General features: G+C 60.9%; 27 protein-coding genes. 7 read left to right on the top strand and 20 right to left on the bottom strand.

The annotated features are described in order from the left end of the window. Positions 1 to 2: 2 nt before the first annotated feature. Genes VGG22_05600 through glpX form a run of 5 tightly spaced genes read right to left on the bottom strand, consistent with a single transcriptional unit; the run spans position 3 to position 4766 of the window. The gene (locus VGG22_05600) at positions 3 to 530 is read right to left on the bottom strand and encodes an NAD(P)-dependent oxidoreductase (protein ID HEY1727822.1); all 528 of its coding nucleotides are present in this window, start codon (positions 528 to 530) and stop codon (positions 3 to 5) included. 37 nt (positions 531 to 567) lie between these two features. Further along, positions 568 to 1422 (bottom strand): NAD+ synthase, encoded by an 855-nt coding sequence (locus tag VGG22_05605; GenBank protein ID HEY1727823.1) that lies wholly within the window; start codon positions 1420 to 1422, stop codon positions 568 to 570. Further along, positions 1419 to 2312: a nitrilase-related carbon-nitrogen hydrolase gene (locus VGG22_05610; protein HEY1727824.1), complete on the bottom strand. Its 894-nt coding sequence runs from the start codon at positions 2310 to 2312 to the stop codon at positions 1419 to 1421. The genes VGG22_05605 and VGG22_05610 overlap by 4 nt, the downstream gene beginning before the upstream one ends. Further along, a complete protein-coding gene (locus tag VGG22_05615) occupies positions 2309 to 3742 on the bottom strand; it encodes an FAD-dependent oxidoreductase (protein ID HEY1727825.1) in 1434 nt (477 codons plus the stop codon). Before VGG22_05615 ends, VGG22_05610 begins: the two co-directional genes overlap by 4 nt. A 31-nt stretch (positions 3743 to 3773) precedes the next feature. Then, positions 3774 to 4766, bottom strand: coding sequence for a class II fructose-bisphosphatase (gene glpX, locus VGG22_05620; GenBank protein ID HEY1727826.1), 993 nt, complete (start codon positions 4764 to 4766; stop codon positions 3774 to 3776). A gap of 85 nt (positions 4767 to 4851) precedes the next feature. Between glpX and VGG22_05625 the strand changes: the two genes are divergently transcribed. The 3 genes from VGG22_05625 to VGG22_05635 are packed head-to-tail and all read left to right on the top strand — an operon-like array spanning position 4852 to position 8364. Continuing rightward, positions 4852 to 6390, top strand: a complete 1539-nt coding sequence (locus VGG22_05625) for a mannosyltransferase family protein (GenBank protein HEY1727827.1) — start codon at positions 4852 to 4854, stop codon at positions 6388 to 6390. Continuing rightward, positions 6383 to 6829: a GtrA family protein gene (locus VGG22_05630; protein HEY1727828.1), complete on the top strand. Its 447-nt coding sequence runs from the start codon at positions 6383 to 6385 to the stop codon at positions 6827 to 6829. The genes VGG22_05625 and VGG22_05630 overlap by 8 nt, the downstream gene beginning before the upstream one ends. Further along, positions 6805 to 8364 carry a glycosyltransferase family 39 protein gene (locus VGG22_05635; protein HEY1727829.1) on the top strand — a complete coding sequence of 520 codons (1560 nt, stop codon included), beginning with the start codon at positions 6805 to 6807 and terminating at the stop codon, positions 8362 to 8364. Before VGG22_05630 ends, VGG22_05635 begins: the two co-directional genes overlap by 25 nt. On the opposite strand, the gene VGG22_05640 is transcribed toward VGG22_05635, so the two are convergent. The 4 genes from VGG22_05640 to proS are packed head-to-tail and all read right to left on the bottom strand — an operon-like array spanning position 8344 to position 12627. Further along, on the bottom strand, positions 8344 to 9000 hold the full coding sequence (locus VGG22_05640) for a tetratricopeptide repeat protein (protein ID HEY1727830.1): 657 nt from the start codon (positions 8998 to 9000) through the stop codon (positions 8344 to 8346). The two genes, VGG22_05635 and VGG22_05640, sit on opposite strands and share 21 nt — an antisense overlap. Before the next feature lie 13 nt (positions 9001 to 9013). After that, on the bottom strand, positions 9014 to 9889 hold the full coding sequence (locus VGG22_05645) for a DUF2837 family protein (protein ID HEY1727831.1): 876 nt from the start codon (positions 9887 to 9889) through the stop codon (positions 9014 to 9016). Between the two features lie 6 nt (positions 9890 to 9895). Beyond that, positions 9896 to 11152, bottom strand: coding sequence for a pitrilysin family protein (locus VGG22_05650; GenBank protein HEY1727832.1), 1257 nt, complete (start codon positions 11150 to 11152; stop codon positions 9896 to 9898). Between the two features lie 5 nt (positions 11153 to 11157). After that, entirely contained in the window at positions 11158 to 12627 is a 1470-nt protein-coding gene (gene proS / locus VGG22_05655) for a proline--tRNA ligase (protein HEY1727833.1), read from the bottom strand. A 152-nt stretch (positions 12628 to 12779) separates the two neighbouring features. Between proS and VGG22_05660 the strand changes: the two genes are divergently transcribed. Genes VGG22_05660 through VGG22_05675 form a run of 4 tightly spaced genes read left to right on the top strand, consistent with a single transcriptional unit; the run spans position 12780 to position 16491 of the window. Beyond that, positions 12780 to 13400, top strand: coding sequence for a cob(I)yrinic acid a,c-diamide adenosyltransferase (locus VGG22_05660; protein ID HEY1727834.1), 621 nt, complete (start codon positions 12780 to 12782; stop codon positions 13398 to 13400). Beyond that, positions 13397 to 14827, top strand: a complete 1431-nt coding sequence (locus VGG22_05665; protein ID HEY1727835.1) for an amino acid permease — start codon at positions 13397 to 13399, stop codon at positions 14825 to 14827. Before VGG22_05660 ends, VGG22_05665 begins: the two co-directional genes overlap by 4 nt. Before the next feature lie 33 nt (positions 14828 to 14860). Beyond that, positions 14861 to 15535 (top strand): TylF/MycF/NovP-related O-methyltransferase, encoded by a 675-nt coding sequence (locus VGG22_05670; GenBank protein ID HEY1727836.1) that lies wholly within the window; start codon positions 14861 to 14863, stop codon positions 15533 to 15535. Positions 15536 to 15582: 47 nt separating this feature from the next. Then, entirely contained in the window at positions 15583 to 16491 is a 909-nt protein-coding gene (locus VGG22_05675) for a phytanoyl-CoA dioxygenase family protein (GenBank protein HEY1727837.1), read from the top strand. On the opposite strand, the gene VGG22_05680 is transcribed toward VGG22_05675, so the two are convergent. The 11 genes from VGG22_05680 to VGG22_05730 form a co-directional block, all read right to left on the bottom strand. Further along, complete coding sequence (locus tag VGG22_05680; protein ID HEY1727838.1) at positions 16488 to 17756, bottom strand: methyltransferase domain-containing protein; 1269 nt, start codon at positions 17754 to 17756, stop codon at positions 16488 to 16490. The two genes, VGG22_05675 and VGG22_05680, sit on opposite strands and share 4 nt — an antisense overlap. Beyond that, entirely contained in the window at positions 17750 to 18283 is a 534-nt protein-coding gene (locus tag VGG22_05685) for a WbuC family cupin fold metalloprotein (protein ID HEY1727839.1), read from the bottom strand. Before VGG22_05685 ends, VGG22_05680 begins: the two co-directional genes overlap by 7 nt. Continuing rightward, positions 18280 to 19821: a PfkB family carbohydrate kinase gene (locus VGG22_05690; GenBank protein ID HEY1727840.1), complete on the bottom strand. Its 1542-nt coding sequence runs from the start codon at positions 19819 to 19821 to the stop codon at positions 18280 to 18282. Before VGG22_05690 ends, VGG22_05685 begins: the two co-directional genes overlap by 4 nt. Before the next feature lie 65 nt (positions 19822 to 19886). After that, positions 19887 to 20426, bottom strand: coding sequence for an NUDIX hydrolase (locus VGG22_05695; protein HEY1727841.1), 540 nt, complete (start codon positions 20424 to 20426; stop codon positions 19887 to 19889). A 1-nt stretch (position 20427) separates the two neighbouring features. Next, a complete protein-coding gene (locus VGG22_05700) occupies positions 20428 to 21120 on the bottom strand; it encodes a class I SAM-dependent methyltransferase (protein HEY1727842.1) in 693 nt (230 codons plus the stop codon). Then, on the bottom strand, positions 21117 to 22232 hold the full coding sequence (locus VGG22_05705) for a DegT/DnrJ/EryC1/StrS family aminotransferase (protein ID HEY1727843.1): 1116 nt from the start codon (positions 22230 to 22232) through the stop codon (positions 21117 to 21119). Before VGG22_05705 ends, VGG22_05700 begins: the two co-directional genes overlap by 4 nt. After that, on the bottom strand, positions 22222 to 23334 hold the full coding sequence (locus VGG22_05710; GenBank protein ID HEY1727844.1) for a DegT/DnrJ/EryC1/StrS family aminotransferase: 1113 nt from the start codon (positions 23332 to 23334) through the stop codon (positions 22222 to 22224). Before VGG22_05710 ends, VGG22_05705 begins: the two co-directional genes overlap by 11 nt. 5 nt (positions 23335 to 23339) lie before the next feature. Then, positions 23340 to 24281 carry a transketolase C-terminal domain-containing protein gene (locus VGG22_05715; protein ID HEY1727845.1) on the bottom strand — a complete coding sequence of 314 codons (942 nt, stop codon included), beginning with the start codon at positions 24279 to 24281 and terminating at the stop codon, positions 23340 to 23342. After that, positions 24262 to 25104 carry a transketolase gene (locus VGG22_05720; protein ID HEY1727846.1) on the bottom strand — a complete coding sequence of 281 codons (843 nt, stop codon included), beginning with the start codon at positions 25102 to 25104 and terminating at the stop codon, positions 24262 to 24264. The genes VGG22_05715 and VGG22_05720 overlap by 20 nt, the downstream gene beginning before the upstream one ends. Continuing rightward, positions 25101 to 26096, bottom strand: a complete 996-nt coding sequence (locus VGG22_05725; GenBank protein ID HEY1727847.1) for a phosphotransferase — start codon at positions 26094 to 26096, stop codon at positions 25101 to 25103. Before VGG22_05725 ends, VGG22_05720 begins: the two co-directional genes overlap by 4 nt. After that, positions 26083 to 26610, bottom strand: a complete 528-nt coding sequence (locus VGG22_05730) for a hypothetical protein (protein ID HEY1727848.1) — start codon at positions 26608 to 26610, stop codon at positions 26083 to 26085. The genes VGG22_05725 and VGG22_05730 overlap by 14 nt, the downstream gene beginning before the upstream one ends. Positions 26611 to 26637 lie beyond the last annotated feature (27 nt).

Consider the following 26637-nt stretch of genomic DNA (forward strand, 5'->3'; position numbering starts at 1 on the left):
CCTCACTTAAACCAGTCGGGATAGCGTACGCTGATCTGCACGTCGAATCCCTCGGCGGCTTCGCGGCCCGCCGCCTTTCGCGCCTCGGGATCAGCGAGCGTTCGATTCGTATTGCGTTTTGCACGGAGAGTATCAAGAAAGCGTGCAAACTTCGCGTCGAGTACGCGCTGAATCGCTATTCTCCAGCGTTTGCTCACGGCCGGTGAGACACCGCCGGTCGAAACGGTGATGCGCGCCGGGCCGGCTTTCGCAACTGCCTGCATTGCGACGAAGCCGTACGCGGGCTGATCGATACAACACAACAGAAAATGGTGACGATCGGCGAGCGCACGTAATCGCGCCGAGAGCTTCCCGTCCAGCGGCGTCGAGATCACGAAGAATGCGCCGGCGACATCTTCATCGCGCAATCCGGCGGCCTCGCGAATCCAGCGCACCTTCGCGCCGGTCTCCTCGAGCGCACGCGTCTTCTCGATTGCTTCGCGATCGTCAGCCGCACCGATGACGACGCACTCGCGTCCCTCGAGGTTCAACCCGACCGGAAAAAACGCGGGCGGTAGCGGATCGCGATTAATAGTCGACCGGCCGCAGATAAAACTCGTTGATCGCAGTGCTGCTGAGCATCGCGGTCGTCGGTAAGTGCCGTTTCCAATGCGTCGAGTCAACGCGCTTGCGCACGATACGGACTTCTTCGGGCGCAAGTCCCATGCGCACGATCTGTTCGTCGTCGAAACCTTGAAGCATCGCAGCCAGGATCGCATCCGCTTTGCGATACGTGATCCCCAGATCGCCTTCGTCCGTTTGATCGGCCTCGAGATCGGCGCTTGGCGCCTTGTCGACGATCGGCAGCGGAACGCCGAGGTAGCGCGCCAGATCCCAGACTTGGGTCTTGAACAAGTCACCGATCGGGTTGACCGGCGGCGTATCGTCAGCGTGCCACGTGAAATAGCCCATCATGCGTTCGGTTTTGTTGCCGGTTCCGATCGGCAGCGCGCCGAGTTTCGCGGATTGATCGAACAACACGACCATGCGAACGCGCGCCATCACGTTGCCGGCCCGGCGCGCGTCGACGCCGGGTTCGAACTGCAGGTAGCCGTCGACGGCTGCCGTGATCTCGATCGTGCGCTCGTTGATCCCGAGCGCATCGACGACGAGCTTCGCGTCCGCTAGAGAGGACGGACTAGACTTCTTGTACGGCATGCGGATCGCGTAGACGTTTTCCGGTCCGAGCGCGCGCGCGCAGAGATACGCAACGCAAGCGGAGTCGACGCCGCCCGACAGACCTAAGACGGCTTTGTGAATGCCGCGCCGGCGAACGAGCTCGTCGGATAAAAATGCTTCGAGCCAACGCGCGGTCACTTCCGGATCGCTCTTGACTGCGGCATATGGATCGATCGCGGGAGCCGCAATGACGGGTAGGATCATCGGCGCATCTCGCTTGGGATCTCTCCCGCGCTCGGGTTCTCGAGCTCCGCAAGCAGATCCGGGAGCACCGCATGCAAATCGCCGAGCAAAGGCAGGCCGGCACGCGCCACGTCGATCTCCGCGAGATCGATCCGGGCGCGAACGATGCACGCTTCGAGCGCGCCCGCCGAGACGATCACCTCACCGCGAGGACCGATAATCTGCGAGCTTCCGGTCATTCCCTTGCCGCCCTCGAAGCCGGCCAATCCCGCGTAGATGATGAAGACACCGTGTTCGCTCGCATAATTTTGCAAGAGCGAACGCCAACGTCCGATGCTCTCCAGTTCCCCCGGCGTCCCGATGCCGCGCCCGGGCGATGCGCTCGGAATCAGAAAAACCCGCGCGCCCTTGACCGCCGCAATCGTCGGGACGATGCCGTGCCAAGCGTCCTCGCAAATCATGATCGCGGCGCGGCCGAATGCCGTCCCAAACGTCTCGAGGCGTCTTCCTCTTGAATGAAAACGCTCTTCGTCGAAGACCCCATAGGTCGGCAAAAAGAGCTTACGATGAACGTGAACGATCTGCGCCGCCCCGGACGGATCAAGCTTCGCATAGACGGCGCTGTTGTAATACGTGCCTTCGTCGTTTTCGAAGAAACCGCTGACGATCTCGACCGGCTTGCGCGCACCCGAAGCCCGCCATGCGGCACCCAGCCTGCGTGCAAACGCCGCCGCGGTCTCGGCGAGTTCGTAAACGCCGCCTTCGAGGAAATACCCGGTCAATGCAGCTTCCGGGAGGGCGACGAGATCCGGCGGATCTTCGTGCAGCTGTTTGAACGCGTCGATCAAATCCCGAACGTTTGCGTCGCGATCGCCTTTGCGCGGCTTTGTTTGAATGATTGCGATTTTCAAGGCACGGCCGCTGCCAAGGGAAGGTCACCACGCTGCGCCGCCATGCGCGTGCCTTCGATACGAACGACGAGCTCTTCCGCCGGATAAGTGAGAATCTCGGCAAGCGTCGGGTGCAGATGCGGGATACGTACGAAATCGAAGACCGTTGCATGGAAGTGCATCGCAGCTATCGCTTCGTGAATCAAGTCGGACGCTTCGGGTCCGAGAATCTGCACGCCCAGGATGTAGCCGTCTTCGGGGTCGGCCAGCATCTTCACGAATCCTTTGGTTTTACCGATCGAGATCGCCTTACCATGATCGCTGAACGGATAGGTTGCTTTCAAGTATTTTCGATTCGCCGCGGTAAGCCGCTGTTCGGTTTCACCCGCAACCGCAATCTGCGGATCGCTGAAGATCGTGTGTGCTTTCGAAAGTGAATAGTCGATCGCTTCACGGGTTCCACGCAGCGCATTACGCGCCGCGATCTCACCTTGCTGAATCGCAACGTGTACGAGCGGGAAAAGCCCCGTGACGTCGCCGACCGCAAAGACGTGCGGGTTCGACGTGCGCAGAGTCGCATCGACTTCTATTCCTGAGATCGGATGCGCCTTTATGCCGGCTCGCTCGAGCGCAAGCCCCGCGGTGTTCGGTACACGGCCGAGCGCATAGAAAATCTCTTCGGCCTCAATCGCGTGTTCTTCGCCGCCCTTGCGATACACGACGCGCTTGAGGTTGCCGTTCCGTTCGACGCGGGCAACCGTCGCTTGGGCGACGATGCGGATCCCCTCATCACGGAGATATCCGGTCAGCGCCGTCGCGACGTCGTCATCAACGTCGGTGAGCAGTCGCGGTTTTCGGATCACGATCGTCGTTGCGACGCCGATTCGTGAAAAGAACTGTCCTAGCTCGACGGCAACGTATCCGCCGCCCAGAACGATCAGCGAGCCCGGTGGTCCGTTTAAATCGAGCGCCGCGTCGCTGTCGATGTAACCCGTCTCTTCGAGACCCGGGAAGATCGGCGGTGCGACAACGCTTCCGGTTGCGACGATGAAGTTCGGAGCGCGCAAAAGCGTGTCATTGCCCACTTTGAGCGCGCCTTCGTCGACGAACGACGCTGGACCGTCGTAGAGATCGAACGTTTCGAGTCCCTCGATGCGATAGTCGGCAAAGCCCCGGATGACCTCACGCTTGCGCTCGATCATGGCGCGATAGTCGACGCGCGGCTCGGCGGAGCGGATCCCGAGCACATCGGATTCACGGATGTCGTGCATCAAATCGCCGCTGGCAATCAAGGTCTTGCTCGGCATACATCCGCTCAGGATGCACAGGCCACCGAGCGGACCAACGTCCGCGATCGCCACACGCGCGCCGAGGTCACGCGCAGTGCGGGCCGCGGCGTACCCGCCGGAGCCGCCTCCGATGACGACGAGGTCGTAATTGTGTTCGGTCATGATCTTCTCGGGGCCGGCAGCCCGCGAGCGTCTATTTCGCGCGGTACGGTTTGGCCCCCAGCCTGTGGACACTCTCAATGTGCCGCACGGTTCCGCTTTGCGCGTGCATCAGAATGGAATGTGTCCGCGCGGCGTTCCCAAAGAAGCGGACCCCACGGACCAAATCGCCGTCCGTGATCCCGGTTGCGACAAACATCAGATGCTTGCCGGGGGCGAGATCGTCCATGGTGAGAACGCGATCGAGGTCGCCGAAACCCATGGCTTTCGCGCGCTGGCCCTCTTCGTCGTTACGCGGTTTGAGGCGACCCATGAAGCCACCACCCAGACACTTGAGCGCAGCTGCGGCCAAGACGCCCTCCGGAGCTCCTCCGGTTCCCATGCACGCGTGTACGCCCGTGCCTTCGATCGCAGTTGCAATCGCCGCATCGACGTCACCGTCCGAAATGAGTTTGATGCGCGCGCCCGCGTCGCGAACGGCTGTAATCAAATCCTTGTGACGCGGACGATCCAAAATGATGACCGTGATATCATTGATCGGACGTTCGAGAGCGTTGGCGACCGCGTTCAAATTGTCCGAAACTTTCGCGTCGATGTGAACGTAAGGTGCGGCGCGCGGGCCGACCGCAAGTTTTTGCATGTACGAGTCGGGCGCATGTAGCAATCCGCCGCGTTCTGAAATCGCCATGACGGCAATCGAATTGGGAAGGCCGTTCGCGACCAGATTCGTACCTTCGACCGGGTCGACCGCAATGTCGACCTCCATGCCGCCGCGTCCGAGCTCTTCGCCGATGAAGAGCATCGGCGCTTCGTCGCGTTCGCCTTCACCGATGACGATGCGGCCCGAAATCTGCATGTCGTTGAGCGCGTCGCGCATTTTTTCGACGGCGGCGCCGTCGGCGATATTGCGTTCACCGCGACCCATCCAGCGCGAGGCGTTGAGCGCCGCTTCTTCCGTAACGCGCACGAAGTCGAGCGAATCCGTCGGATACTCGCTGACAAAGCGCGGAATCATCGTGGTCGCCATTACTCGCTCCCTTCGCTCACCCGTGCGCTTCCCTATGCTTGCACGGGACCCCTAACCTGCCAAATGTCCCAAGGGAAGGCGACGCGTGCAACCCGAACCGCATCGCGTCGTGGCCAGCCGAACTACTGCCCTAACGCCCTATCTCTATGGCGCTGGGATCGCCCCGCTACTCATCGTCGGCGCAGCGGGCGCTACGCTCGGTTTCTTTGGCTTTTACGGCTTCGTCTTGCGCGTGCGCGCGTCGCTGGCCGTCGACGAGATTGTATTCTTGATCGCTATCCCGGTCGGGGTCATTGCGGCGCTGATCGCCTGGAATGCGTATGCGCGCTTCTTTGCACGGCACTGCGCCGTCCCGCTCGAGACCGCACTAACTGCCGACGCGTTCTCGTGGCTTGCGCTCCTGATCATGTGGGTTGGTTTCCTACGCCCATTCGGAGCAAGCGCTACCGGACGCGGCATCGCGGTTGCGCTCGTGACGTTTGCATTCGTCAAGCTCTTCGCCGCCGCGCGATTCAACAGCGCGGTTCGGGACGTCGCGGTCACGTTCGTCGTCAGCCGCGCCGCCGTCATCGTCATCGCTGAGCTAGCCGCGATGGTCGTCGCGCAACGCCCCGGGACGCATGTCGCCGTTTCTTCGATCCCGATCTTAGCGGTATGGGGACGCTGGGACGCCGTGCATTACATCGACATTTCGTCCTCCGGCTACTACGGCACCGACATGGCGTTCTTTCCGCTCTATCCGATGCTCATCTCGTTGCTTGGGAAGCTGACCGGCAGCCATCTCGTCGCGGGTCTCGTGATCTCAAACGCGGCGCTTTTCGTCGGGCTGATCTTCTTCTACAAGCTCGTCGAGCATCAGTACAACCGGCACGTCGCGCACCGCGCGGTCTTCTACATCTCCATTTTCCCGACTGCGATCTTCTTCTCGGCCGTCTATACCGAATCGTTGTTCCTGGCATTGACGGTCGCGTCATTCTACTACATCCGAGAGCACAAGTGGCTCATGGCCGGGATGATCGGCTTCTTCGCAGCGTTGACGCGCGTCGAGGGGGTGCTGCTCGTCGTTCCGATGCTGATCGAGTGGCTGCGCTCGCCGGGCGCACGTCAAGCCTTCCAATATCCGCTAGAACAATTGATGCGGCCGCTTGCCGGGATGGCCCTGATCCCCCTCGGCTTGTTGTCGTACATGGGCTATCTATGGATCCTCACCGGCGACCCGCTCTACTTCTCGCACGTGCAGATCAATTGGCATCGTCATTTGGCGCCGCCGTGGGTAAGTTTGCGAAACAGCTTCTCGTTGCTGACGCACGCGCACAACGGCAACATGATTGCAAATCAATTCCTCGAGCTATTCTTCACCCTAATGATGATCGTGCTCTTGGTCGCCGCATTCCGCCGCCTTTCGGCGACCTACTGGAGCTATATGGCGCTCTCGATTCTGGTTCCGATGTCGACGTCGAGCCTGATGAGCATGCCGCGCTTCGCGCTGGTTTTGTTTCCGATGTTCGTGCTGATGGGTTTGTGGGGCTCACGTCCCTCCGTCAACAATGCGATCGTGGCGTTTTCACTTCCGTTGCTGGGACTCTTTACGGTTCTGTTCGCCGACTGGTATTGGGTTGCCTGAGAGCGCGACGACCGCGGCGTCGCTGATCGGGCGTATCACACAAAGGCGCGGCATCCGGCAGTTCATAAAATTTGCGATCGTCGGAACCTCGGGCTTCGCGGTCAACGGCGGCGTCTTCACGATCTTGCAGCTGCCGCTCTCGATCGACCAGCGTCAGATGTGGTATTACGCCATCTTTTCGATTGCGTTCATGGCCGGCGGCGTTTCGAATTATTTCCTCAATCGCGTTTGGACGTTCCGTTCGACGGGGCACGCACTGGGCGAAGGCGCGAAATTTTTGACGGTTTCCGCAATCGCGCTGTGCGTCAGCTTGATCGTCTCGCTCGCTGCCTCGCCGATGCTCGGCAAAGGCCACAAACTGTGGTTCGTCTCGACCTGCGCGGGTATCATCGTCAACTTTTTCGTGAACAAGTATTGGACGTTCCGGTCCGTCCTGTAGACCTACAGAAGTATTGGTGGTGGGCACTCGGAGCAATTCTCGTGCTCGGCCTTGGACTTCGGCTCGTCGGCTTGCACGATCCGATTATGGATCATCCACAGTGGCGGCAGGGCGACACGGCCGCGATCGCGCGTAACTTCGCGCAGCTCAACTTCAACATTTTCTATCCGCAGACCGACTACGACGGGCCGCCGCCCAACTATGTCGAGCTCGAATTGCAGATCGTCCCATACCTCGCAGCTATCGGCTACAAGGTCTTTGGCGTCCACGAAGTTTTTGGGCGCTTGCTCTCAATCGTTTTTTCGCTTGGAACGGTTGGCGTGATCGCCTATTTTGGCTTGTGGTTATTCGAATCGGCACTCGTTGGGCTCATTGCCGCCTTGCTATTTGCGATCTTCCCGGGCAGCATCTATTACGGCCGGACGTTCATGCCCGATACGGCCATGACGTTTTTCTTTACCCTCGCAATGTACGCCGCCGCGCGAACGTTACTGGCACCCCTCGCCAAACCTATACCGTGGAAAGACATCGGTTGCGCCGTGCTTCTGGCGCTCGCGTTCCTCGCAAAGCCGGTATCGCTCATTGCCGTCCTACCGCTGGCGTGTATAGGGCGCGTGCGAAGCCTGATCGTGATCATTCCGGGAATAACCTCGCTGTTTCTCTATCTCCACGCGGTCGACGCGCACGCGGAGTGGCATTGGGCCAGCGGCATCACACGCCAGCACGTGCTGCCCTCACTCATGCAAGCGGCCGTCTCGCCGCACGCGCTGGCTGCGAAGCTTCTGGTTACGCTCATGACGATTCCGTCGATGCTCAGCACGACGATGCTCGGACCGGTTGGATTCGCGCTGATGCTGCTCGGCTTCTTGATGCCGCTGCGCTCGCGCTCGAATCTCTTCTTGTACTCGTGGCTATTGGCTGCGGCGCTCTACGCGTTCGTAGTCGTTACCGTCGAGCGTGTCGACTATTACCTCTACCCCGTACTCCCGCTCGCAGCGCTCGTCGGCGCGTCATTCGTGCGGCGCTTCGCCGAACTCTGGTCGCCGGCATCGCTACGCTTGCAGAAACTTGCGCTCGCCGGTAGCGTGATCGCCCTAATCCTCGTAATCGGCGACAACGCCGCACAGATCCAGCCGTACTATTATTACAAGCGCAACGTTTATTCCGAAGCGCGCCGCCTGCACGCGCTTCTCGCTCCGGACGCGCTGGTCGTTATGGCGCACTACGACCCCTCGATTCTCTACTACATGCAGCACAAGGGCTGGGAAGAGGATCCGCTGCTCTGGACACCGTTCGACGAACAGAGCGCAATTCGCAAAGGTGCGCGCTATTTTATCGCCGTCGAGCAGAACCGTTTTGCAAAAAACACCGAGCTCTACGCCTGGATGCAACGCTTTCCGCTACTCGCCGGTAGCGGCGCGTGGCCGGTTTACGAAACCGACGACGCTAAGACTCTGCCGGGCGCCGAGGAGCGCTGGCGCGAGTTTCGCAAGCGCGAAAAAGAGAGCAAGAGATCAGGGCAACGGCAGCAATGATGTTGGCGCGCCGAGATGCTCCGTCTCGCTTTCGCCGGTTCCGGTTTCGACCGTCTGCCTAAAGCGCGTCAGCCGCGCAGTATTGCGTGTGACCTCGCTCGCGAGTTCCGATGAGTTCTCGATTGCACGCGTGATGTCGATCGTGTCGTAACTGTACTGAAAGCGCTTGAGGCTGGCGACGATCGAGCCATCGAGCGTCTTGAGGCCGGTGAACGAGCGGATCAGATCCTGACCCGCAGCCTTATACGCGGGATAGTTGGAGATGACGATGTCGCGTTTGAGGCGCGCTTGCGAGAGCTGCTGGCGCAGGTCGACGACGGCCGGATTCGTCGGTGAGATTTTCTCGGCGACGGAGAGATAGTTTACCGCATCCTCGAGTTTCCCGAGGCGGTATGCATTTTCAGCCAAAGTCAGCTGCACCGAAATCGCGCCTGTGCGGGCATGCGCGTCCTGCGGATTGATGTCGAGCGCCAAACGATAGGCGAGCGCTGCGTCCTTGAGATTGCGCGCTTCAAGTGCGCGATCGCCTTGGTGATCGCGCGTCCGAACGATCCACGACTCCACCGAACCAGCACATCCCGACAGCATCAGAGTCGCGAGTGCAGGGAGGAGCATGAGCGTCAGTTTCTTGAGCATCCTTCGACTTTATCTACCTTCTAAATCCGTGCACGAAGAGCGATGCGACATGAGAGATCGCCCACGCGCCCGGCCATAGCAACAGCTGTGAAAGGATCGTCCCGCAGATAGCCGTGACCGTCAGGCCGATGACCATTGCCCGAATCGAGTTCAGCGAACGCTCGCCTTTAACCGCTTGATCGACCATGAGTGCGGACGTCGGATCAACGAAGAACGTGAATGCCAAGGTTCCGATGCCGTTGACGATGCCGGAAAGTCCGGCCGCCGTCGTGCGTGCATCCAAATTCAGGACGCTCGCGTAGTATGCGGACGGTACGCCGATTGCATAGATTGCCATCACGACAAGGTTGCCGATCAGCAGTTTGGGGGGAATCGCCTCGCGAGTGTATGCCAGAACCGTTCGAATCTCGGGGAGCCGGATACTCGATAGCACGTCCATCATTACGCGTGGGTCGCCGATCCGCACGAGCGCCTGCAGAACCGAGTTCCGCCGCTCGAACGAGCGAATGCCGCGCGAAAAAAGATAGATGAACATCGGGAGCAAGAATGCGCCCGCGCATGTCCCAATCGTCCCCGCAGCGACGATCAAACGCATCTGCAGATCGAAGGTCGCGATCACGTCGGGTGGAACCTGACTCAGCTTCGCAGCGACGCTGGGACGCGTAGCGTTGTCGGCGAGCGCGCCGAGCGACGGCGTCAAGAACAGCGCGGCCAAACGGCTTGCGGTGACGAATAAATTGAAGAGCGAGATCGACACTGCAATCCGCTGCGTCTGCACGCCGGCGTAGCGCGCTGCGTATGCGCCGATTTGAATTGCCTGCGTGACCCCATTGAGCGCCATCGCAACGATCAGCTGTGTGGCCCATAGGGATGCGGTCGCGGTCGTCAACGTTGCCTAAGCGACGGCGGCCGTCCAGTCGATGTCGTCCTCGCCGATCGGACCGAGAACGCATAAACCCCATTGCTCCGGGGCAAAGAGCGCGCGAGAGAGTCGCTGCACGTCCGCGATCGTAACCGCGTCGATCTTCCGATCGAGCTCTTCCTCCGAGATTTGACGCCCGAAGGTGAGCTCGTTGCGCCCGAGGCGCATCATGCGTCCTGAGATACTCTCAAGTGCAAGCGTTAGACTGCCTTTGAGATGCTCTTTCGCAAGCTCGACCTCGCTTTCGCGCAAGCCCTTCTCGTGCGCTTGTGCAAACGATTCCCGGATAAGGTCGATGACCTCTTGCGCGTGCTCGACGGACGTGCCGGCCGAAACGGCAAACAGCCCCGCCGGCCGGTACGCGATCTGAAAAGAGCTGACGCTGTACGCCAGACCGCGCTCTTCACGAATATCTTGAAAGAGCCGGCTTGACATGCCGCCTCCGAGCGCCGTGTCGATTACCGAAAGCGTGTAGCGATCGTCGTCGCCGGCCGGCAAACCGCGCGTACCAACGATGAGATAGACCTGTTCGACATCCCGAGTGATCACCAAGCGCCCTGGTGAAAGGCGAACGCGCTGATCCGGAGGGACGCCGCCGTCACCGCTTAGCGATTCGAGAGCTTTTGTAAACGATTCGGCGACTCGCTCGTGCTCGACGTTTCCTGCGACGGTTACGACGACGGTTTTGGGCGTGTAGCGCTCGCGCATGTGCGCGCGCAAATCGTCAGCGCGCAGGGCCGTGATCGTATGCGGAAATCCGATCACCGGGTCGCCGAGATCCGAGCCCGACCACATCAGACGGACGAACGCGTCGTTGATGACCTCGTCGGGCGCGTCGTCGTACATCTTGATCTCTTCGAGCACCACATTTTGCTCGCGCGAAAGATCGCCCGGATCGAAGCGCGAGTGCAGGAACATGTCGCATAGGACGTCCGTCGCAAGCGGAATGTGCTTGTCGACCACGCGCGCGTAGTAGCAGGTTGACTCTTTGTCGGTGAACGCATTCAAATTGCCGCCGACGCGATCCATCGCTTCGGCGATCTCGCGCGCACTACGCCGCTGCGTTCCTTTGAAGAGCATGTGTTCGACAAGATGCGAGATGCCGCGCTGCGGCGTCCGTTCGCAGGCCGAGCCGACGTCGGCCCAGATACCGATCGCCGCCGAGCGCACCGCCGGAATCTGTTCCGTGACGATGCGTAAGCCATTCGGTAGAACGGTCTTCCCGTACACGCCGGTCAGTACGCCTGCGCGAAGTACGCTTGTACCTTCGCGGGTTCGCCGCACGCAACGCAGGTTGGACCTTGCGCCGGCGGCCGTATGTTGCGGGTCGTAGCGCTCGTCTCGGCTTTGACGTGCTCTTCGCACTCGGGCCGGCCGCACCACGGGATCTCGATCATCCCGGCACGTTCGCGCAGAAGCGAAAACAACTCCGCCTGGTCCTTCGCGCGCAGCGTATGCGACTCGAGATATTTCTTGGCTTGATCGAACAGCGAGGTTTGAATGCTATCGAGGAGCGTTGCCAAGTGCGTGGAGACCTCCGCGAGCGGGACTGCAATCTTCTGTCCTTCTTCCTTAAAGGCGCGGTCTCGCCGAACAAGCGTTGCGACGCCGCCTTCGAGGTCGCGGGCTCCCAGCTCGATGCGCACTGGAACGCCGCGCATCTCCCACTCGTTGAACTTCCAGCCCGGCGACTGATCGCGCACGTCCAGCCGCACCCGGTATCCGTCGTCCAGCAGACGCGCGTAGAGATGCCGCGCCGCTTCCATGACCGCGGTACTCTCACCGCGGACGATCGGAACGATAACGACTTGATAGGGCGCAAGTTTGGGTGGAATTCGCAAGCCGCGATCGTCCCCATGCACCATGATCGTTGCCCCGATCATGCGCCACGACATTCCCCACGACGTCGTCCACGCATGCTGCAGTGACTGATCGTCGGCTGTGAACTCAATGTTGTATGCGTGCGCAAATTTCTGACCGAACTCGTGCGAGGTTCCGGCCTGCAGCGCCCGGCCGTCGGGCATCAGCCCCTCGATCGAATAGGTGTGAAGCGCTCCCGGAAAGCGTTCGCTCTCGCTCTTCTCGCCGGCATAGACCGGAATCGCCGCTATGTTCTCCGCAACGTCTTTGTAGACGCCGAGCATGCGCTGTACTTCCTCGGCCGCCTCGACTTGAGTTGCGTGTGCCGTGTGACCTTCTTGCCAGAGAAACTCGAGCGTGCGCAAGAACGGCCGCGTGCGCTTTTCCCAACGCAACACGTTGCACCACTGATTGATCAAGAGCGGCAGGTCGCGATACGATTGCACCCACTTCGCGAACATCGTCATGATCGTGACTTCCGACGTGGGGCGAATCGCGAGCCGCTCGGTCAACGTTTCACCGCCGCCCTGCGTCACCCACGCGACTTCCGGCACGAACCCTTCGACGTGTTCTTGTTCGCGAGCCAGCAGCGACTCGGGAATCAGCAGGGGGAAGTACGCGTTCTCGTGGCCTGTCGCTTTGAAGCGCACGTCCAATTCCGCCACCAATCGCTCCCAAATGCCGTAGCCGTATGGACGCAGCACCACGCATCCGCGAACCGGAGCGAGTGAGACGAGTTCAGCCTTATAGCAGACCGCCTGATACCATTCCGGCAGGTCAACGCCTTTTGGAGGTATCTCCTTGACGAGCGGTTCTGACTCGAGCTCATCGGGACGCGTTTGCATAACCCGAGCCAGGTTCGCAGCTTGTTACGGGCCCCCTCGGGGAATCGAGAATTTTCTAAAGTGTTGACGGGCCCGATGGTTTGGGGGCCCCATGCGATGCATGAGGGGCGCGGAGCTGGGAGCGAAGCGCCTTTCAAACGAAGACTCACTGCATGCCGAGACTGACGAAAATCTACACACGAACCGGCGACGAGGGAACGACGGCACTCGTCGGCGGCACACGCGTCAAGAAGAATGCGTTGCGCATCGAGACGTACGGAACAGCCGACGAACTTTCCAGCGCGATCGGCATCGCACGCGCGGAGCTCGCCGAGATTCGCCGCTCGCGGGCACTCGATGAATCAAAGGCCATCGACGTCGCCGCGCAGCTCGACGCGTGGCTCGCATGGACGCAGGACGTGCTCTTCAATCTCGGCAGCGAGCTCGCGACGCCGCCCGGAAAGGGGCGCGACGGCATGCCTACCGTGCGCGAGAGCGAAGCGACTGCGCTCGAACGCGCCATCGATCACGCCCAAAAAGATCTCGAACCGCTCCCGAACTTCATTCATCCGGGAGGATCGCTCGCAGCCGCGCATCTGCACCTGGCGCGCACGATCGCACGCCGTCTCGAGCGCGCGCTTATCACGCTTGCGGAAAAGGAAGAGGTCGGCGCCGACGTTCGCCGTTACGTCAATCGTCTTTCGGACGCGCTCTTCGTGTGGGCGCGCTGGATCAACCACGCGCTGGGCGTCGCCGAGCCGCTGTGGGTTGCCCAGGCACGGCCTCCGGCATGAGTCGGAACCTCTTTGCGCGCGCGCCGCTCGATCGCCTAACACCAAGCGCCGAAAGTTCAGGGCTACGCCGAAAGCTTGGGGGCGTCGATCTCATCGCGGTTGGCATCGGTACGATGATCGGCGGCGGAATCTTTACGACGATCGGCCCCGGCATATCGATGGCAGGCCCCGCGATCGTCATCGCATTCTTGCTTGCGGGACTTGCTTCGTTCTTTGCGGCGCTCGCCTATGCCGAGCTCGGTGCAATGGTTCCGATCGCAGGCAGCGCGTACACGTACGCCTATGCAACGCTCGGCGAGATCGTCGCCTGGATCATCGGCTGGGACCTGATCCTCGAGTACGGCATCAGCGCGGCACCGGTCGCGCAGCAGTTTTCGTCATACGCGCAAAGCGCGCTGGCTCTGATCGGCGTCACGCTCCCGGCGTGGGCGCAGAACGCGCACTTCTCGATGAACCTCGGACAGCTCCATCTCGACATCATCGGCGCCGTGTTCGTCATGATTCTCTCGGGACTGTTGGCCCTCGGAATTCGTGAGACGGCCTCGTCGAACAACGCGTTCGTCGTCATAAAGCTCGGCGCGCTCATCGTGTTCGTCATCGTCGGTGCGACCCTGTTTCACGCCGCCTACTTTCACCCGTTCGCGCCGCACGGTTGGGGCGCGGGCGGACTTGTCGGCGGGAACGGCATGGGGATCATCCCGGCAGCCGCGCTCGTTTTCTTCTCGTATATCGGATTCGACACGGCCACGACGACCGCTGAGGAAACGCGCAATCCGCAACGCGACGTCCCGATCGGCGTGATCGGGTCACTAGCAATCGGCACCGTTGTCTATTGCTGCGTCGCGTTCGTGCTCGTCGGAGCCGTGCCGTGGAATCATGTCGACCAGAATGCGGCGCTTGCCGCGGCGCTGCGGCCGCTGCACAACAACTTTCTCGAAGCCCTCATGGTGCTCGGCGCGTTTGCCGGCACCACGAGCGTCGCGCTGACGTCGCTCCTCGGGCAAACACGAATTTTCTACGCGATGGCGCGCGACGGGCTGCTCCCGCCTTTCGTCGCAAAAGTCAGTCCACGCTTCGGGACACCGGCCGGGATGACAATGCTGACGGGCACCGTGGTCGCGATTCTCACGCTCGTGGTTCCGCTTGACGCTCTCCTCGAGCTCGTCAACATCGGAACGTTCAGCGCGTTCATCATCGTCTGTGCCGGCGTCATTTGGTTACGCAAATATCGCCCCGAGCTGCGCCGGCCGTTCCGGTCACCATTCGTGCCGTGGTTTCCAATTTTCGGCATCGCACTTTCGTTGTTTCTCTCGACGCAGGGCCTTAGCCAGTTCACCTGGCTGCGTTTCGTGGTTTGGCTGGTGGTCGGGTTAGCGATCTATTTCGCCTACGGGTATCGTCGAACCACGGCTGCCCGCGGGGCTTAAGGGAGTTACGGCGCCCGTCCGATACCATAAGTCATGGAACCCGCATACCATCCGAGCGTCGACGGCAATATCTTATCGAAGGTCAATCTTTTGCGCTTCATTCGTGCCTTTCACATGGCACATGAGATGCCGCACGGCTACTTTATGGAACTCGGCGTGCTCAATGGCCTCGGCATGGTGCAGGTCTATTCGCAGCTTCGGGGGCTTTTGACCAATCTTTATGGCTTCGATTCGTTCGCTGGTTTGCCGGAGCTTTCTGCGGACGACAGCGACGCACTGAAGCTCATGCCGCAATTCCGTACCGGAAACTTTCAGTCGATGCAGCGCGACGCCGTATCGGACTTCATCATCCGTGGCACTTCCGGACTGACGCGCGATCGAGTGACGCTCGTCGAGGGCGTTTTTTCGGAAACGCTTCCCAAGTTCGATAAGAAGCAATTGGCTGACAAGGGCCCGTGTCTGCTCGTCAACGTCGACTGCGACTTGTATTCGTCCTCGCAGGACGCGTTCGCGTTCCTGGACGACATCGTGACGACGGGGACGTGGCTGCTGCTCGACGACTACTGGCATTATCGCGGAAGCCCGTATCATGGCCAGCGGCGCGCGTTCGACGAATGGATGGCGACGACCAAGCGCGTCGGCACGACGTTTTACGCCAACTACAACGGCTTCTGCCGCGCATATATCTGCCACGAGAAAGATTCCTAAGGCGCCCTAGGCTTCCGGACGATATTTTCAGGAGGGAGTCTCCTCGCGTGCGCGCTTTCGATTACGAACGACCCCTCGTCGACGAAGAAACGTTGGCCCACTACCGGCGCCACGGCTTTGCTATTATCCGAGGCGCCGCGCCCGAGCGTTTCTTCGAGCTGGCGGGACGCCTCGTCGACGATTGGGCCGATTTCAACGTCCGGCTCTGGGTGGGGCAGGGGCTAATCGAGGCGGATTTTTCGGAGGAGGACCGCTGGCATCGTTACCTGCGCGCGTGGCGCGCTGCCGGCCGCCCGCATCATCGCCGTAATCCCAACCATCATCTCATCAACGAGACGATGTACGATCTGATGCGCTTGCCTGCGTTCATCGAAATCGCGTCCCGCGTCTTCGAAACGCCGGAACTCTGCATCCATGGCATCTTCAATGCGCGCCCGCAAGTCCCGGACAATCCCGAAGACGGCCTTTTGACGACAAAGTGGCATCAGGATGGACAGTTTTGGTTCCAGGACTATGGTGCTCCGGAGCCCGATCAGGAAGCCAAAACCCACGTGATGACCATGTGGATCCCGCTGCAACGCGTCGATGTGAATAGCGGCGCACTGCAGGTGTTCTCGACCGAAGAGACCGGAAATCAATTCTTCCCGGTGTACGACCACGATTACAAGCGCACCGGAACGGTCGGCCTCTCGCCCGAGGACTCAGCCCGCTACACGCCGATCCCTGCGCCGATGGAACGTGGCGATGTTCTGATCATCACGCAGCGAACCCCGCATGCCGCCTGTGCTCCTATGACCGTCGATCGGCTTCGGTGGTCGATCGACCTTCGCTATGAAGCCACCGCAACCCGGACCGCACATGGACGCAAATACGGCTTCATCGTCAACAGTGCCGACCCGGCCTTCGTGACGCCCGTCGAGGATTGGGTCAGCAAGCGCGAGCCTCCAAACCCTTAGCTCTGAATTACGCGGACCTCCGGTAACGGCACGACGAACGTGCCCCCGCGTCCAAGGTAGGCTGCGTGCTTCTTCACGATGGCGTCAGCGTAACGCCAAGCGAAGATGACGACGGCAAACGGTAGCCGCTGCAAGAGAACATCCGGAAGAACGACCGGGATCGTGTAGTCAGGCCCGCGGAGCACCGCGGCCTTGTTGGGGTCGTCGTCGCATAGGAACGCAAGCTCTGAGCTCAATCCGAATTGCGGCAAAAGTGCCGTCGTTCCGACCGACACACCGAAACCCGCAACTTCCCGGCTCCTCGCGCGCGCTGCTGCAACGACCTCGCCGAGCCGGCTGCGGATTTCGCCCAGTCGAATTCCAAGCTGCGCGAAGTACGCCTGTCCAAACGCGCCTTTGGCGCTCTCGGCGGCCACCCACGCGTCGACCGCGGCGGTTATGGGGCGATTGCTGCCGCGCGGCTGCGCCGCCATTCGCATGGATCCGCCTTTGGTGGCCACGTGCTCGACTTCTATTGCTTCCAAGCCGTGCTGCCTCAGCCAACTACACGTCGAAGCCGCAAAGAAGTAGGAGATATGCTCGTGATACACCGTGTCGAGAAGCGTTTTCTCGATGACGTCCGGGCCGTATTGGGTTTCAAACACGAATACGCCGCCCGGCGCAAGTAGTTTCGCGATTCCGCTCCCAAAGTCGTTGAGACTCGGCACGTTGGCGATGACGTTATTCGCAACAATGAGATCGGCTCGACCATAGTTACCGGCAATCGACGACGCGAGCTCCGCCGAGAAGAAATCTGCAAGCGTCGGAATTCCCCGAGCGGTGGCTTCATCCGCGATCTTCCGCGCGGGGTCAACGCCGAGGACGCGCATGCCCTCCTCTTTGAAAAAGGAAAGAAGCGTACCGTCATTGCTGCCGATTTCGACGACGAGCGAGCCCGCGCCGAGCGCGTAACGCTCGACAATCTGCGCCGCATAGCGGCGAAAATGCTCTGGAAGCCCGGGCGAGAGCGAGGTCGTATACACGTAATCGCGATACTGAAGATCCGGATTTCCGATTGCACCGACCTGGACGTGGCCGCAATTCGTGCACTGCCAAAGATCGAGCGGCACACCCCGCGTCGCTTCTTCGTGCTGGGCCGCACTCAAGTTGAAGTTCGGCGTCGATATGGGCATGGGCATGAGAGGCACGCGCAGCACGAGCTCGTGGGATTCGCACATCAAGCATTCAAGGATCGGACGCGATATCCAGAACGACGGGCTCAGCAAGCTGGACCTTCCTTCGCGATTCGCTTCAGATACCGATCCACCTCAGCAACGTCGCTTCCGTCAGGCGAAAACGCCATGTACTCCGTCTGGCTGCGAACGAACGGTCCGGACGTCACCTCCATGAATACGAGCCATTCGGATTCGATCCGCAGCGTATGCACGACGTTCGCCGGAATGCGGTAAAAAAAGGGCTTCCCGCTTGCGGGATCCGCTAACCGGATCGCGCCGTTCACACCACCGTGCTCGTCCAGGAGAGCGACGGTCGCCGCGCCTTCGAGGATTTGGAGGGATTCGGCTTTTGCTAGGTGGCGGTGAGGGCGAACGTACACGTCGCGATGGTGGATGATTAGCATCTGATGGAGCGCATCACTCGGATTCGCGTGCATGCACAGGCGGCTTTGCTTGCGCGGACTCGAAGCGGCCCGGGATTTCAGGAACGCAATCGTGCTGTCGTCGACGACGACCAGCGACTGATTCGAGTAGTAGACCTCAGGGTTTTCCTCTCGATAGACGAGGCTTGCGGTCACTTCAGAAGCGTCTCGATAAATTTGAGAGTCGGAATTCGCTGCACAGCGTTGCTATTCCCCATCGTCTTGACCTTCTGCGCTCCGATGACGTTCGCAATGAATGCAACGATCTCCGGAGGCACCTCCGCAGCAACGCACGCCGACGAGATCGCAAGAACCGCATCTCCTGCGCCGATTCGATCGACAACGTTCGTCGCAAGCGCGGGCGCCACGAAACGGCCCTGAGGCGAATAATACTCGACGCCCGAGCGTCCGCGCGTAACGAGAAAGCGGTCGCAACGCAGTTTGCTGCCCAGGTCGGCCACGAGCGTCTCGAGCGGCGTCGAGCGGTCGCGTGCGTCGAGGCGCAGCTCGCCTTCATTGATGCAGACATAGTCCGCGCTGGAGTAGCGGGAGATGGCATGAAACCGGATGTTAGCTGCATTAATCTGCGTGTTGACGGCGAGAAAACGTTCGCTATCGATCAGAAGCTTCTTGGCACGGGAGCCCATCAAGCCATGTCCAAAGTCGGCCACGACGACCAAATCGGCGTTGCCCAGCCTCGCTTCCAGCAGCGAACAGAGTTCTGACTCCTCTGCATCGGTTAGAGGCGCGTCGTTCATGTGATAGACTTCGAAGAGCTTCGTGTGGGGCTCGGAAACAACATAGCGACGCTTGACGATCGTCGGTGAGTCGCTCTTGTAGATGAAGTTCGCCCGGACGCCCGCGGCGAGATTGCTTCGAATGAAGCGCTCGTTCGCTTCGTTTGCGCCGAGATACGTGACCAGCTCCACCGATTTGCAGAAGGAAGCGAGGTGGTTCGCGACTGCCAGCGAGCCGCCGGCATATGTCTCCGCGCGTTCGTGACGCACGGCTAGCACAGGATCTTTCGCCGATTTACCAACTTGATCGACGTAGACGTACTCGTCCAAAATCGCCTCGCCGACGACCATCACGTTGAGGCTTGATAGACGCGCGACGTAGTCCAGCAACTCTTTCGTCGACCAGCGAGAACGGAGCTGGTTGAGGTAGGATTCGACCTCCTCACCATACGCGGGCATGAACGTGTTGATCAGGTTCGAGGAGCTGAACGTAATGTCGTCGGTGATTTCGATTCGGCCGCCGACCTCGCGTACTGCGGCCTCCTCGATGTCGATCATCCCCGTGATGTCTTGCTCCGGGCGGCGATAGTCGGGACCCTTCACGTAAACGTCAGGACGCAGGATACGGATTGCTTCGATCGCAGTCGGTGCGCGGTTGATGGCAACGTAATCGACGTCGGCGAGCGCAGCCAGCGCTTCGGCACGTAAAGTCTCCGCAAACGCCGGCCGGTTTGGGCCCTTGTTGACGTGGATATCCTCTGTGATCGTTACGACCAGGACGTCCCCCATGCGCTTTGCATCGCGGAGGTGGCGAATGTGGCCAACGTGGAGCAGATCGAAGACGCCGTGCGCGTGTACGATCCGCTTCCCCGAGCCGTGATAACCCTCGAGAATGCGCCCGAGCTCGTACAGCTCGAGGATTTTTTTCGCGCCTTCTGCTCGATCGATGAGATGCATCAACTACTTACCCTACCTGACCTGGTTATCGGCCGAAGCCCGGGCGCACCTCAGTCTGGGATATCCTATGGCAGCCGCCCTAGGGCAAAGGCCGCGCGGCAGAGGGCGGCAACGGTCACCGCGTCGTCGATCCCTCCGGTCACGGCCCTGCGGACGGCCTCGGCGAATGGGATCCGAACGAGCGAGATCGACTCAACCTGCTCGGGGGAGGGGTGCTCGAACGCGCAGCCTTGCGCCAAGAACACCTCAATCGGGCTGGCGACGGTCGACGGGATCTCGTGGACGACGCCGAGCGAGATCCACCGGCCGCCGACGAGGCCTGCTTCCTCGCGGGCTTCACGCCGCGCGCAGGCTAGCGCATCTTCTCCATCCTCGGCTCCGCCCTTGATGATCTCGAGAACGTGCTCGTCGATGGCAAAGCGATGCTGTGAGGTCAAAACCAGGTCGTCGCCGTCGATCGCCACGACGCCGCTCGGCTGTCGAACGCGAATCAGCGCGTGTTCGCCGGGCGTCCCGTTTGGATGGACGATGTCCCATAACTCGAGGCGACTCCATTTGTTCTCGTGAAGGACGCGTACGCCGCGACGCCCGAACGCCGACTGCACCTCAGGCAAAAAAGATAAATCCGTAGTCGCCGCGATATCCCGACCGGGCATAGATCCACTCCCAATCCTCGGTCGAGTAGAAACTGCGGCAGGTCAGTTGCCAATAGAGTAAGTTGGCCTTCTCGCGCTCGTCCCGATAGGACTCGACCATGACGTAAGCTCGTCCGTCGCGCGACACGCGCATAATTTCGGAGAGCGACGACCATAAGGGCGCGATCGGAAGATTGTGCAACACGCCCAGCGAGACCACCAGATCGAATGCACCGTCTTCAAACGGAAGCTCGGCAGCGTCCGCGACGGCAAGGTCGGGACGAACCTCTTCCTTTGCATTTTCGATCGCGTAAGCGGAGATGTCGACGCCGGCTATCTGGAGGCCCGGAACCGATTCTCTCAGCTCGTGGAGCAGGTAGCCCTTTCCGCATCCGACATCCAGGACGCGATCGCCGCTGCGCAATCCGTAGATCTCGGCAAAGCGTTCGGCCAGCGGCCGCCAGCGGCCATCGTATTTATAACCGCCGTATCCGTATTTACGATCGCCGTCCCAGTAGTCGTATCCGAATTGCGATGCGACTTCGGCGCAAGAAGCTTTGTCGTGTTCGACGACGCGGGCGACATAATCGCGTTTCGTCGACGCGTGCAGCGATTGCACGAGATCGATTCGCTTGCCGGGCTTCAGCGTCGGCGAGCCGTTCACCGGTAAAACTCGTTAACCGCTTCCGCCACGTACGTAACGTCGTCAGGCGAAAGAAATTGATTGATCGGAATCGAGAGAATCCGCTCGGCCTGCCGCTCGGTCTCCGGCAACGAGCCGCGCCCGTAGCCAAGATGCGCCGCGGCCGGCTGCATATGGATCGGAATCGGATAGTGCACTTTCGTCGAGATACCGCGTTGCGCGAGGTGCTCGCGCAGCTCCTCGCGGCGTTCGGCTTGCACGACGTACAGATGGTAACTGTGAAACTGCTCGGCCGGCGTCGGCGGAACGAACACGGCGCTTGGTTCGAGCAAACGATCGTAGAGCGCAGCATTTGCGCGGCGCCGGCCAATCACGCCGTCGACTCGCGAAAGGCGATGGAGCAGAATTCCGGCCTGCAAATTGTCGAGACGTGACACGAAGCCGAACTCGAGCGCCGTATCCCGATCACTCAGGCCGTTATTACGAAGCCGCACAAGGCGGTCCGCCATTGCATCGTCGTTCGTTGCGATGAAGCCGCCGTCGCCCGCAGCATTGAGGTTCTTCAGCGGATGCGTCGAGAAGCAACCGATCGCGCCGAAGGTTCCGGCGTAGCGCTCGGAGTGCTTCGAACCGAAAGCTTGGGCGGCGTCTTCGATGATTGCGAGGTTGTGACGCTCTGCAAGCTCGACGAAACGAGGCATGTCGGCGACTCGACCGGTGAGATGCACGGGCATGATCGCGCGCGTGCGCGGTGTGATAGCAGCCGCAACTGCGTCCACGTCCAACGTTTGATCGCGTAGAACGTCGGCGAACACCGGCGTCGCACCGATGTGCACGATTGCGGCCGTCGATGAAAGAAACGAGTTCGAAGGCGTAATGACTTCGTCGCCGGAGCCGATGCCGAGCACTCGCAACCCAAGCAGTAGTGCGTCCGTCCCGGATGCTAGCGTTACGATCCGGCGAACGCCCACATATCGCGCCAGCGCCGACTCTAACTCGTCGACCTTACTTCCGCCAATAAACTCACCGCTCGCAAGAATCTCTTCGATCATCGGCAGCAGTGCGGTGCGCTCTTCCTCGAACTGTGCGTGGAAGTCGATGAAGCGCACGTTGCGTGCGGCTTCAGCCAGCATAGAAGTTGCGTACCACGTCGATCACGTAATCCTGTTCGTCGCGTGAGATGTGCTGATCGACAGGAAAGCTGATCACCTCGCCGGCGTGCCGGTCCGAGACAGCAAAGTCACCGAGCTTGTGTCCCTGATGGGCAAGCGCAGGTTGACGATAGATCGGAACCGGGTAGTGGATCTTCGTCGAGATGCCGTGATCGCGCACGTATGCGTACAAGTCGTCGCGCCGCTCGGCAAAGACCATGTAAAGGTGATAGACGCGCCGCGAGCTTGCGCGCCGTGGCGGGACGCGGAGCGCGGATATTTTCGAAAACGCCTGATCGTAGTAGGCGGCGTTGTCGATTCGGCGCGCCGTGATGTCGTGCGTCTGTCCGATGAGCCACGATCCGACGACGGCTTGCACCGAATCCAGACGTGAGTTGTACCCAAGAATTTCAACGTCGTCGCGACTAGTCAGACCATGATTGCGCAACAGACGCAGCTGTGCTGCGACCTTGTCGTCATTGGTTACGACGACGCCGGCATCGCCCCAAACATTGAGGTTCTTGAGCGGATGCAACGAAAAACCGGCGGCAACGCCCCACGTTCCGGCGCGCTTCCCATTCGATTCGGCAAGAATCGCCTGGCAGGCGTCTTCAACGATCGGAAGCTGGTGACGCTCGGCGATTTGACTCAACGCCGCCATGTCGACCGTCTCGCCGGTGAAGTGAACGGGCAGAAGCGCTTTCGTTCGTGGCGTGATGGCGCGTTCGACCTGCGTGACGTCCATGCAAAAACTGTCGTCGCAATCGACGAAAACGGGCGCCGCGCCGCATTCGGCGATCGCACCAACCGTTGCGACGAACGTATTGGCGGCCGTAATAACTTCGTCGCCGTGCCCGACGCCGGCCGCGCGCAGTGCGAGCTTAAGGGCATCCGTTCCCGACCCGACGCCGACCGCGTGCGCAACGCCGATCAGCTTGGCGAATTCCTCTTCGAATTGCGCCACCGCAGGACCTAGCGTAAACGATCCCTCGCCGACAACACGCCGAATGCGTTCGAGGATCTCGTCGACGGCAGCCGGATCGAATTGCTGCGCAAGATATGAGTAGCGAACGCGCGTGAGCATCGTGATTATACCGCCATCGGGAGACGCAACTGCTCGCGCACGCGATCCCGTAGATTGTCTGGAAGAAGTCCTGCAACGCGCAGGACGTTCTCTTGATTGCCGTAGTCGCGCGAGAACCGGTCGGGCAACCCCATCCGAACCAAGCGTGCACGAACGTCCGATTCCGCGAGCACCTCAGCGACGGCGCTTCCGAGTCCACCGATTATGGTGTGCTCTTCAACGCTCACGACGAGCCGCGCACCTCTCGCTGCGGCGATAATGCCGCTTTCATCGAGCGGCTTGAGCGTATGCAGATGCAGAACGCCCGCATCGATACCATCGCCGGCCAGCATCTCCGCCGCGCGCAATGCATGCGCGGCCATGACGCCGGTGCATGCAAACAGTACGTCGCGTCCCTTGCGCAGCATCGCCGACTTTCCCATTTCAAAGCCTTCTGCGAGCGACACGACCGGCTCGCCGCCTTTGGCGACGCGTATGTACATCGGACCTGCGACGTCGAGCGATGCATCGAGGACGCGCTCCATCTCCGGCGCATCAGCGGGCGCGACGACCGTCATGTTCGGCAGCGAACGCATGATGCCGAGATCCTCGACGGCCATGTGCGTCGGTCCGAGCGGTGCGTAGACGCCGCCGCCGCCGGTTGCGATCAAGCGAACCGGGAGCTTGTGCAAAGCCAGGTCAATTGCAATCTGTTCGTAACAGCGACGCGTCAGGAACGTCGCGATCGTGTTGACGTACGGAAGATATCCTTCCATCGCAAGACCGGCCGCCATTCCGATGATGCTCTGCTCGCTGACGCCTTCCATGAACCAGCGCTCCGGCATTTCGCGGCGCATATCTTCGAGCGTCCCGGCTCCAAGATCCGAGCCGATGAAAACAACGCGCGCATCGCGCTTCGCAATGCGAAAGATCGACGACATCGCCGCCTTACGCATAGGCTTGCGCACTCGCGAGCGATGCGCGCAGCTCGGCGCCTGCAGCCGCGTCAAAGGTTGCTTTGTGATGCCAGATCGGATCGTGCTCGCACACGGGGATACCGGCGCCCTTGACGGTATGCGCGATCAGAACGCTGGGCTTGCTACGCTCGAACGGAACCGATGTCAACGCTTCACGTAGCGCGCGCATGTCGTGCCCATCGCACTGACGGACGGCGAAGCCAAATGCTTCCCATTTACGATCGAGCGGCTCGAGGCCTAACACTTCTTCCACCGGCCCGAACGACTGCAATTTGTTGTAGTCGACCACGACGGTCAAGTTGTCTAGTCCATGCTTGCTGGCTGCGAGTGCGGCCTCCCAGTTCGAGCCTTCATCCAACTCCCCGTCGCCGGTAACGACAAAGACGCGGTGCGTCGCCTTGCGCATACGTGCACCGATCGCGAGGCCGACACCGATCGGCAAACCGTGTCCGAGTGCACCAGTCGAAGCTTCAACTCCAGGAATGTGCACTTCCGGATGACCGCCGAGCATTGCGCCGGCGCGTGCTTGTCGCAGCAATTCCTCGCGCGGAAAGAATCCGCGATCCGCGAGGATCGCATAAAGCGCGAGACACCCATGTCCTTTACTGAGGATCGCGCGATCGCGATCGACCCACTTCGGCTCGCTCGGACGAACGTTCAGCACGTCGTCGTAGAGCACGCGGAGTATCTCAACTAGAGAAAGCGCTGAGCCAACGTGACCGCGGCCCCCCCCGATGAGCGCGTCGACAATCGATTCGCGAAGAGCTCGCGAACGCTCGTCGAGGTGCATCGTTGGATGAGTTGTTGTCGTCATGGTGCCGTACGGTCTGCCGTTTGAATCTCCAGGCGGTCAAGGATCGCGTTCGCTTTGGCGAGCTGGGCTCGCAGAGCGTTGCGCTCCAGGTCACCTCCGGCCGCGTACCTCCGGCGCTCCCGAACTTCCGGGAGAAACTCGCCCAAGACGATCGTGGCCCAGCGAAGAGCAATGAGTGGCTCGAACGCGTGAAGCCGCGAAAGCAGCGGGGTGCCCTCCTTAAAAACATCGGCGGCCCCGGCCAAAAACTGACCGCGCTCGTTCTCTGAGAGCCGCATCCCCGGGTGCCAGAGAAAGTCGCACACCAGCTTGGCGGGGTCGTCCCACCCGAAATACTCGAAGTCCAGGAACACCACCTCGCCGTTGCGGCGAAGCGCATTGTGGAAGCCGAAGTCGGATGGGGAGAGCGTCCGGTCGTCGCGACGGACGGGGACGACGCCGGCCAAGGCGGGCAAAAACCGCGCGTAGGTAGGGCGGAACCGCTCCGCGAGAAACGCGTGCAGGGCCGGTTCTCCGTCCACCGTGTCGAGCAGCGCCAATCGACGCTCGATCTGTTCCCGAATGTCGTCCGGATTCAACCCCGCCTCCGAAGCAGGGGGAAGCATCTGCGTCCCGGGTGCGGCGCGGCCTCCATGCAGGGCTTCTAGGAAGGCGAGGACCTGATCGATCTCCGCGGAGGCGTGTCTCTCGACCCGGTCGCCCACGACGAACTCGTAGAGCGCGATCCCAGCTTTGGCATCGGCCGCGAACGGTTCTGGGACGCGCCCCGGCGCGACGGTCCAGGCGTAGCGCAGGCCGCTGAACTCGACTCCGAGACGGTCGCGCCGATCGTTTTCGCTGCGGCGGTATACTTTGAGTGCGTAGGTGCGCGCATCGGTGACAAGACGAAAAACCCGGTTGTTCCCGCCGCCCGTGCACGGGGTAAGCTCGAGTACCCGCGCGCCCGCAAGGCGCTCTGCCAGCGCAACAAGTACGGGATCAGCCGAAGACATCACGCAACACCACGTCCCACGAATCCTCGAAAAGAATTGCGCGCGTTTCCTTTGGAAAGGCCGCGTCGGCGAGCACATCTTCGAGATCGTCGATGAAGTGCGTCAGGCGCAAATCCGTGATGCGCGCCAGCTTCTCCGCGCGCGTTCCTTCGAAATAAACACCGTCGACTTTGATCCCCGCAGCCTCGAGCCAATTGCTCGCGGCCTGGCGCAAATCGCGCCCCTGGGGATCGGCTGCCGCAAAGCGCGATTTATGACTCACGATATAGATGTCGGCAGCGTTCGCGCGTGCGGTTCGAAGAAACGCATCAAACCCCGAGAACGCGGGAGCATTTACGATCGCGGTTCCATAGACATGCGCCTGCAACCGCTGCCATTCGGCTTCTCCATTCGGGCGCGAACGCAACGCATCGCGCACGCTCGTCTTGCCCGCAATCAGACCCGGAACGGCCGCCGCAAAGATCGGACGGTAATCGACGATGGTGTTGTCGAAATCGATCCCGATTCGCAGCATCACAACTCACCTTCGACCGCAGGAGCG

The organism is Candidatus Baltobacteraceae bacterium, from assembly GCA_036489885.1.
Classification (GTDB): Bacteria; Vulcanimicrobiota; Vulcanimicrobiia; order Vulcanimicrobiales; family Vulcanimicrobiaceae; genus JAFAMS01.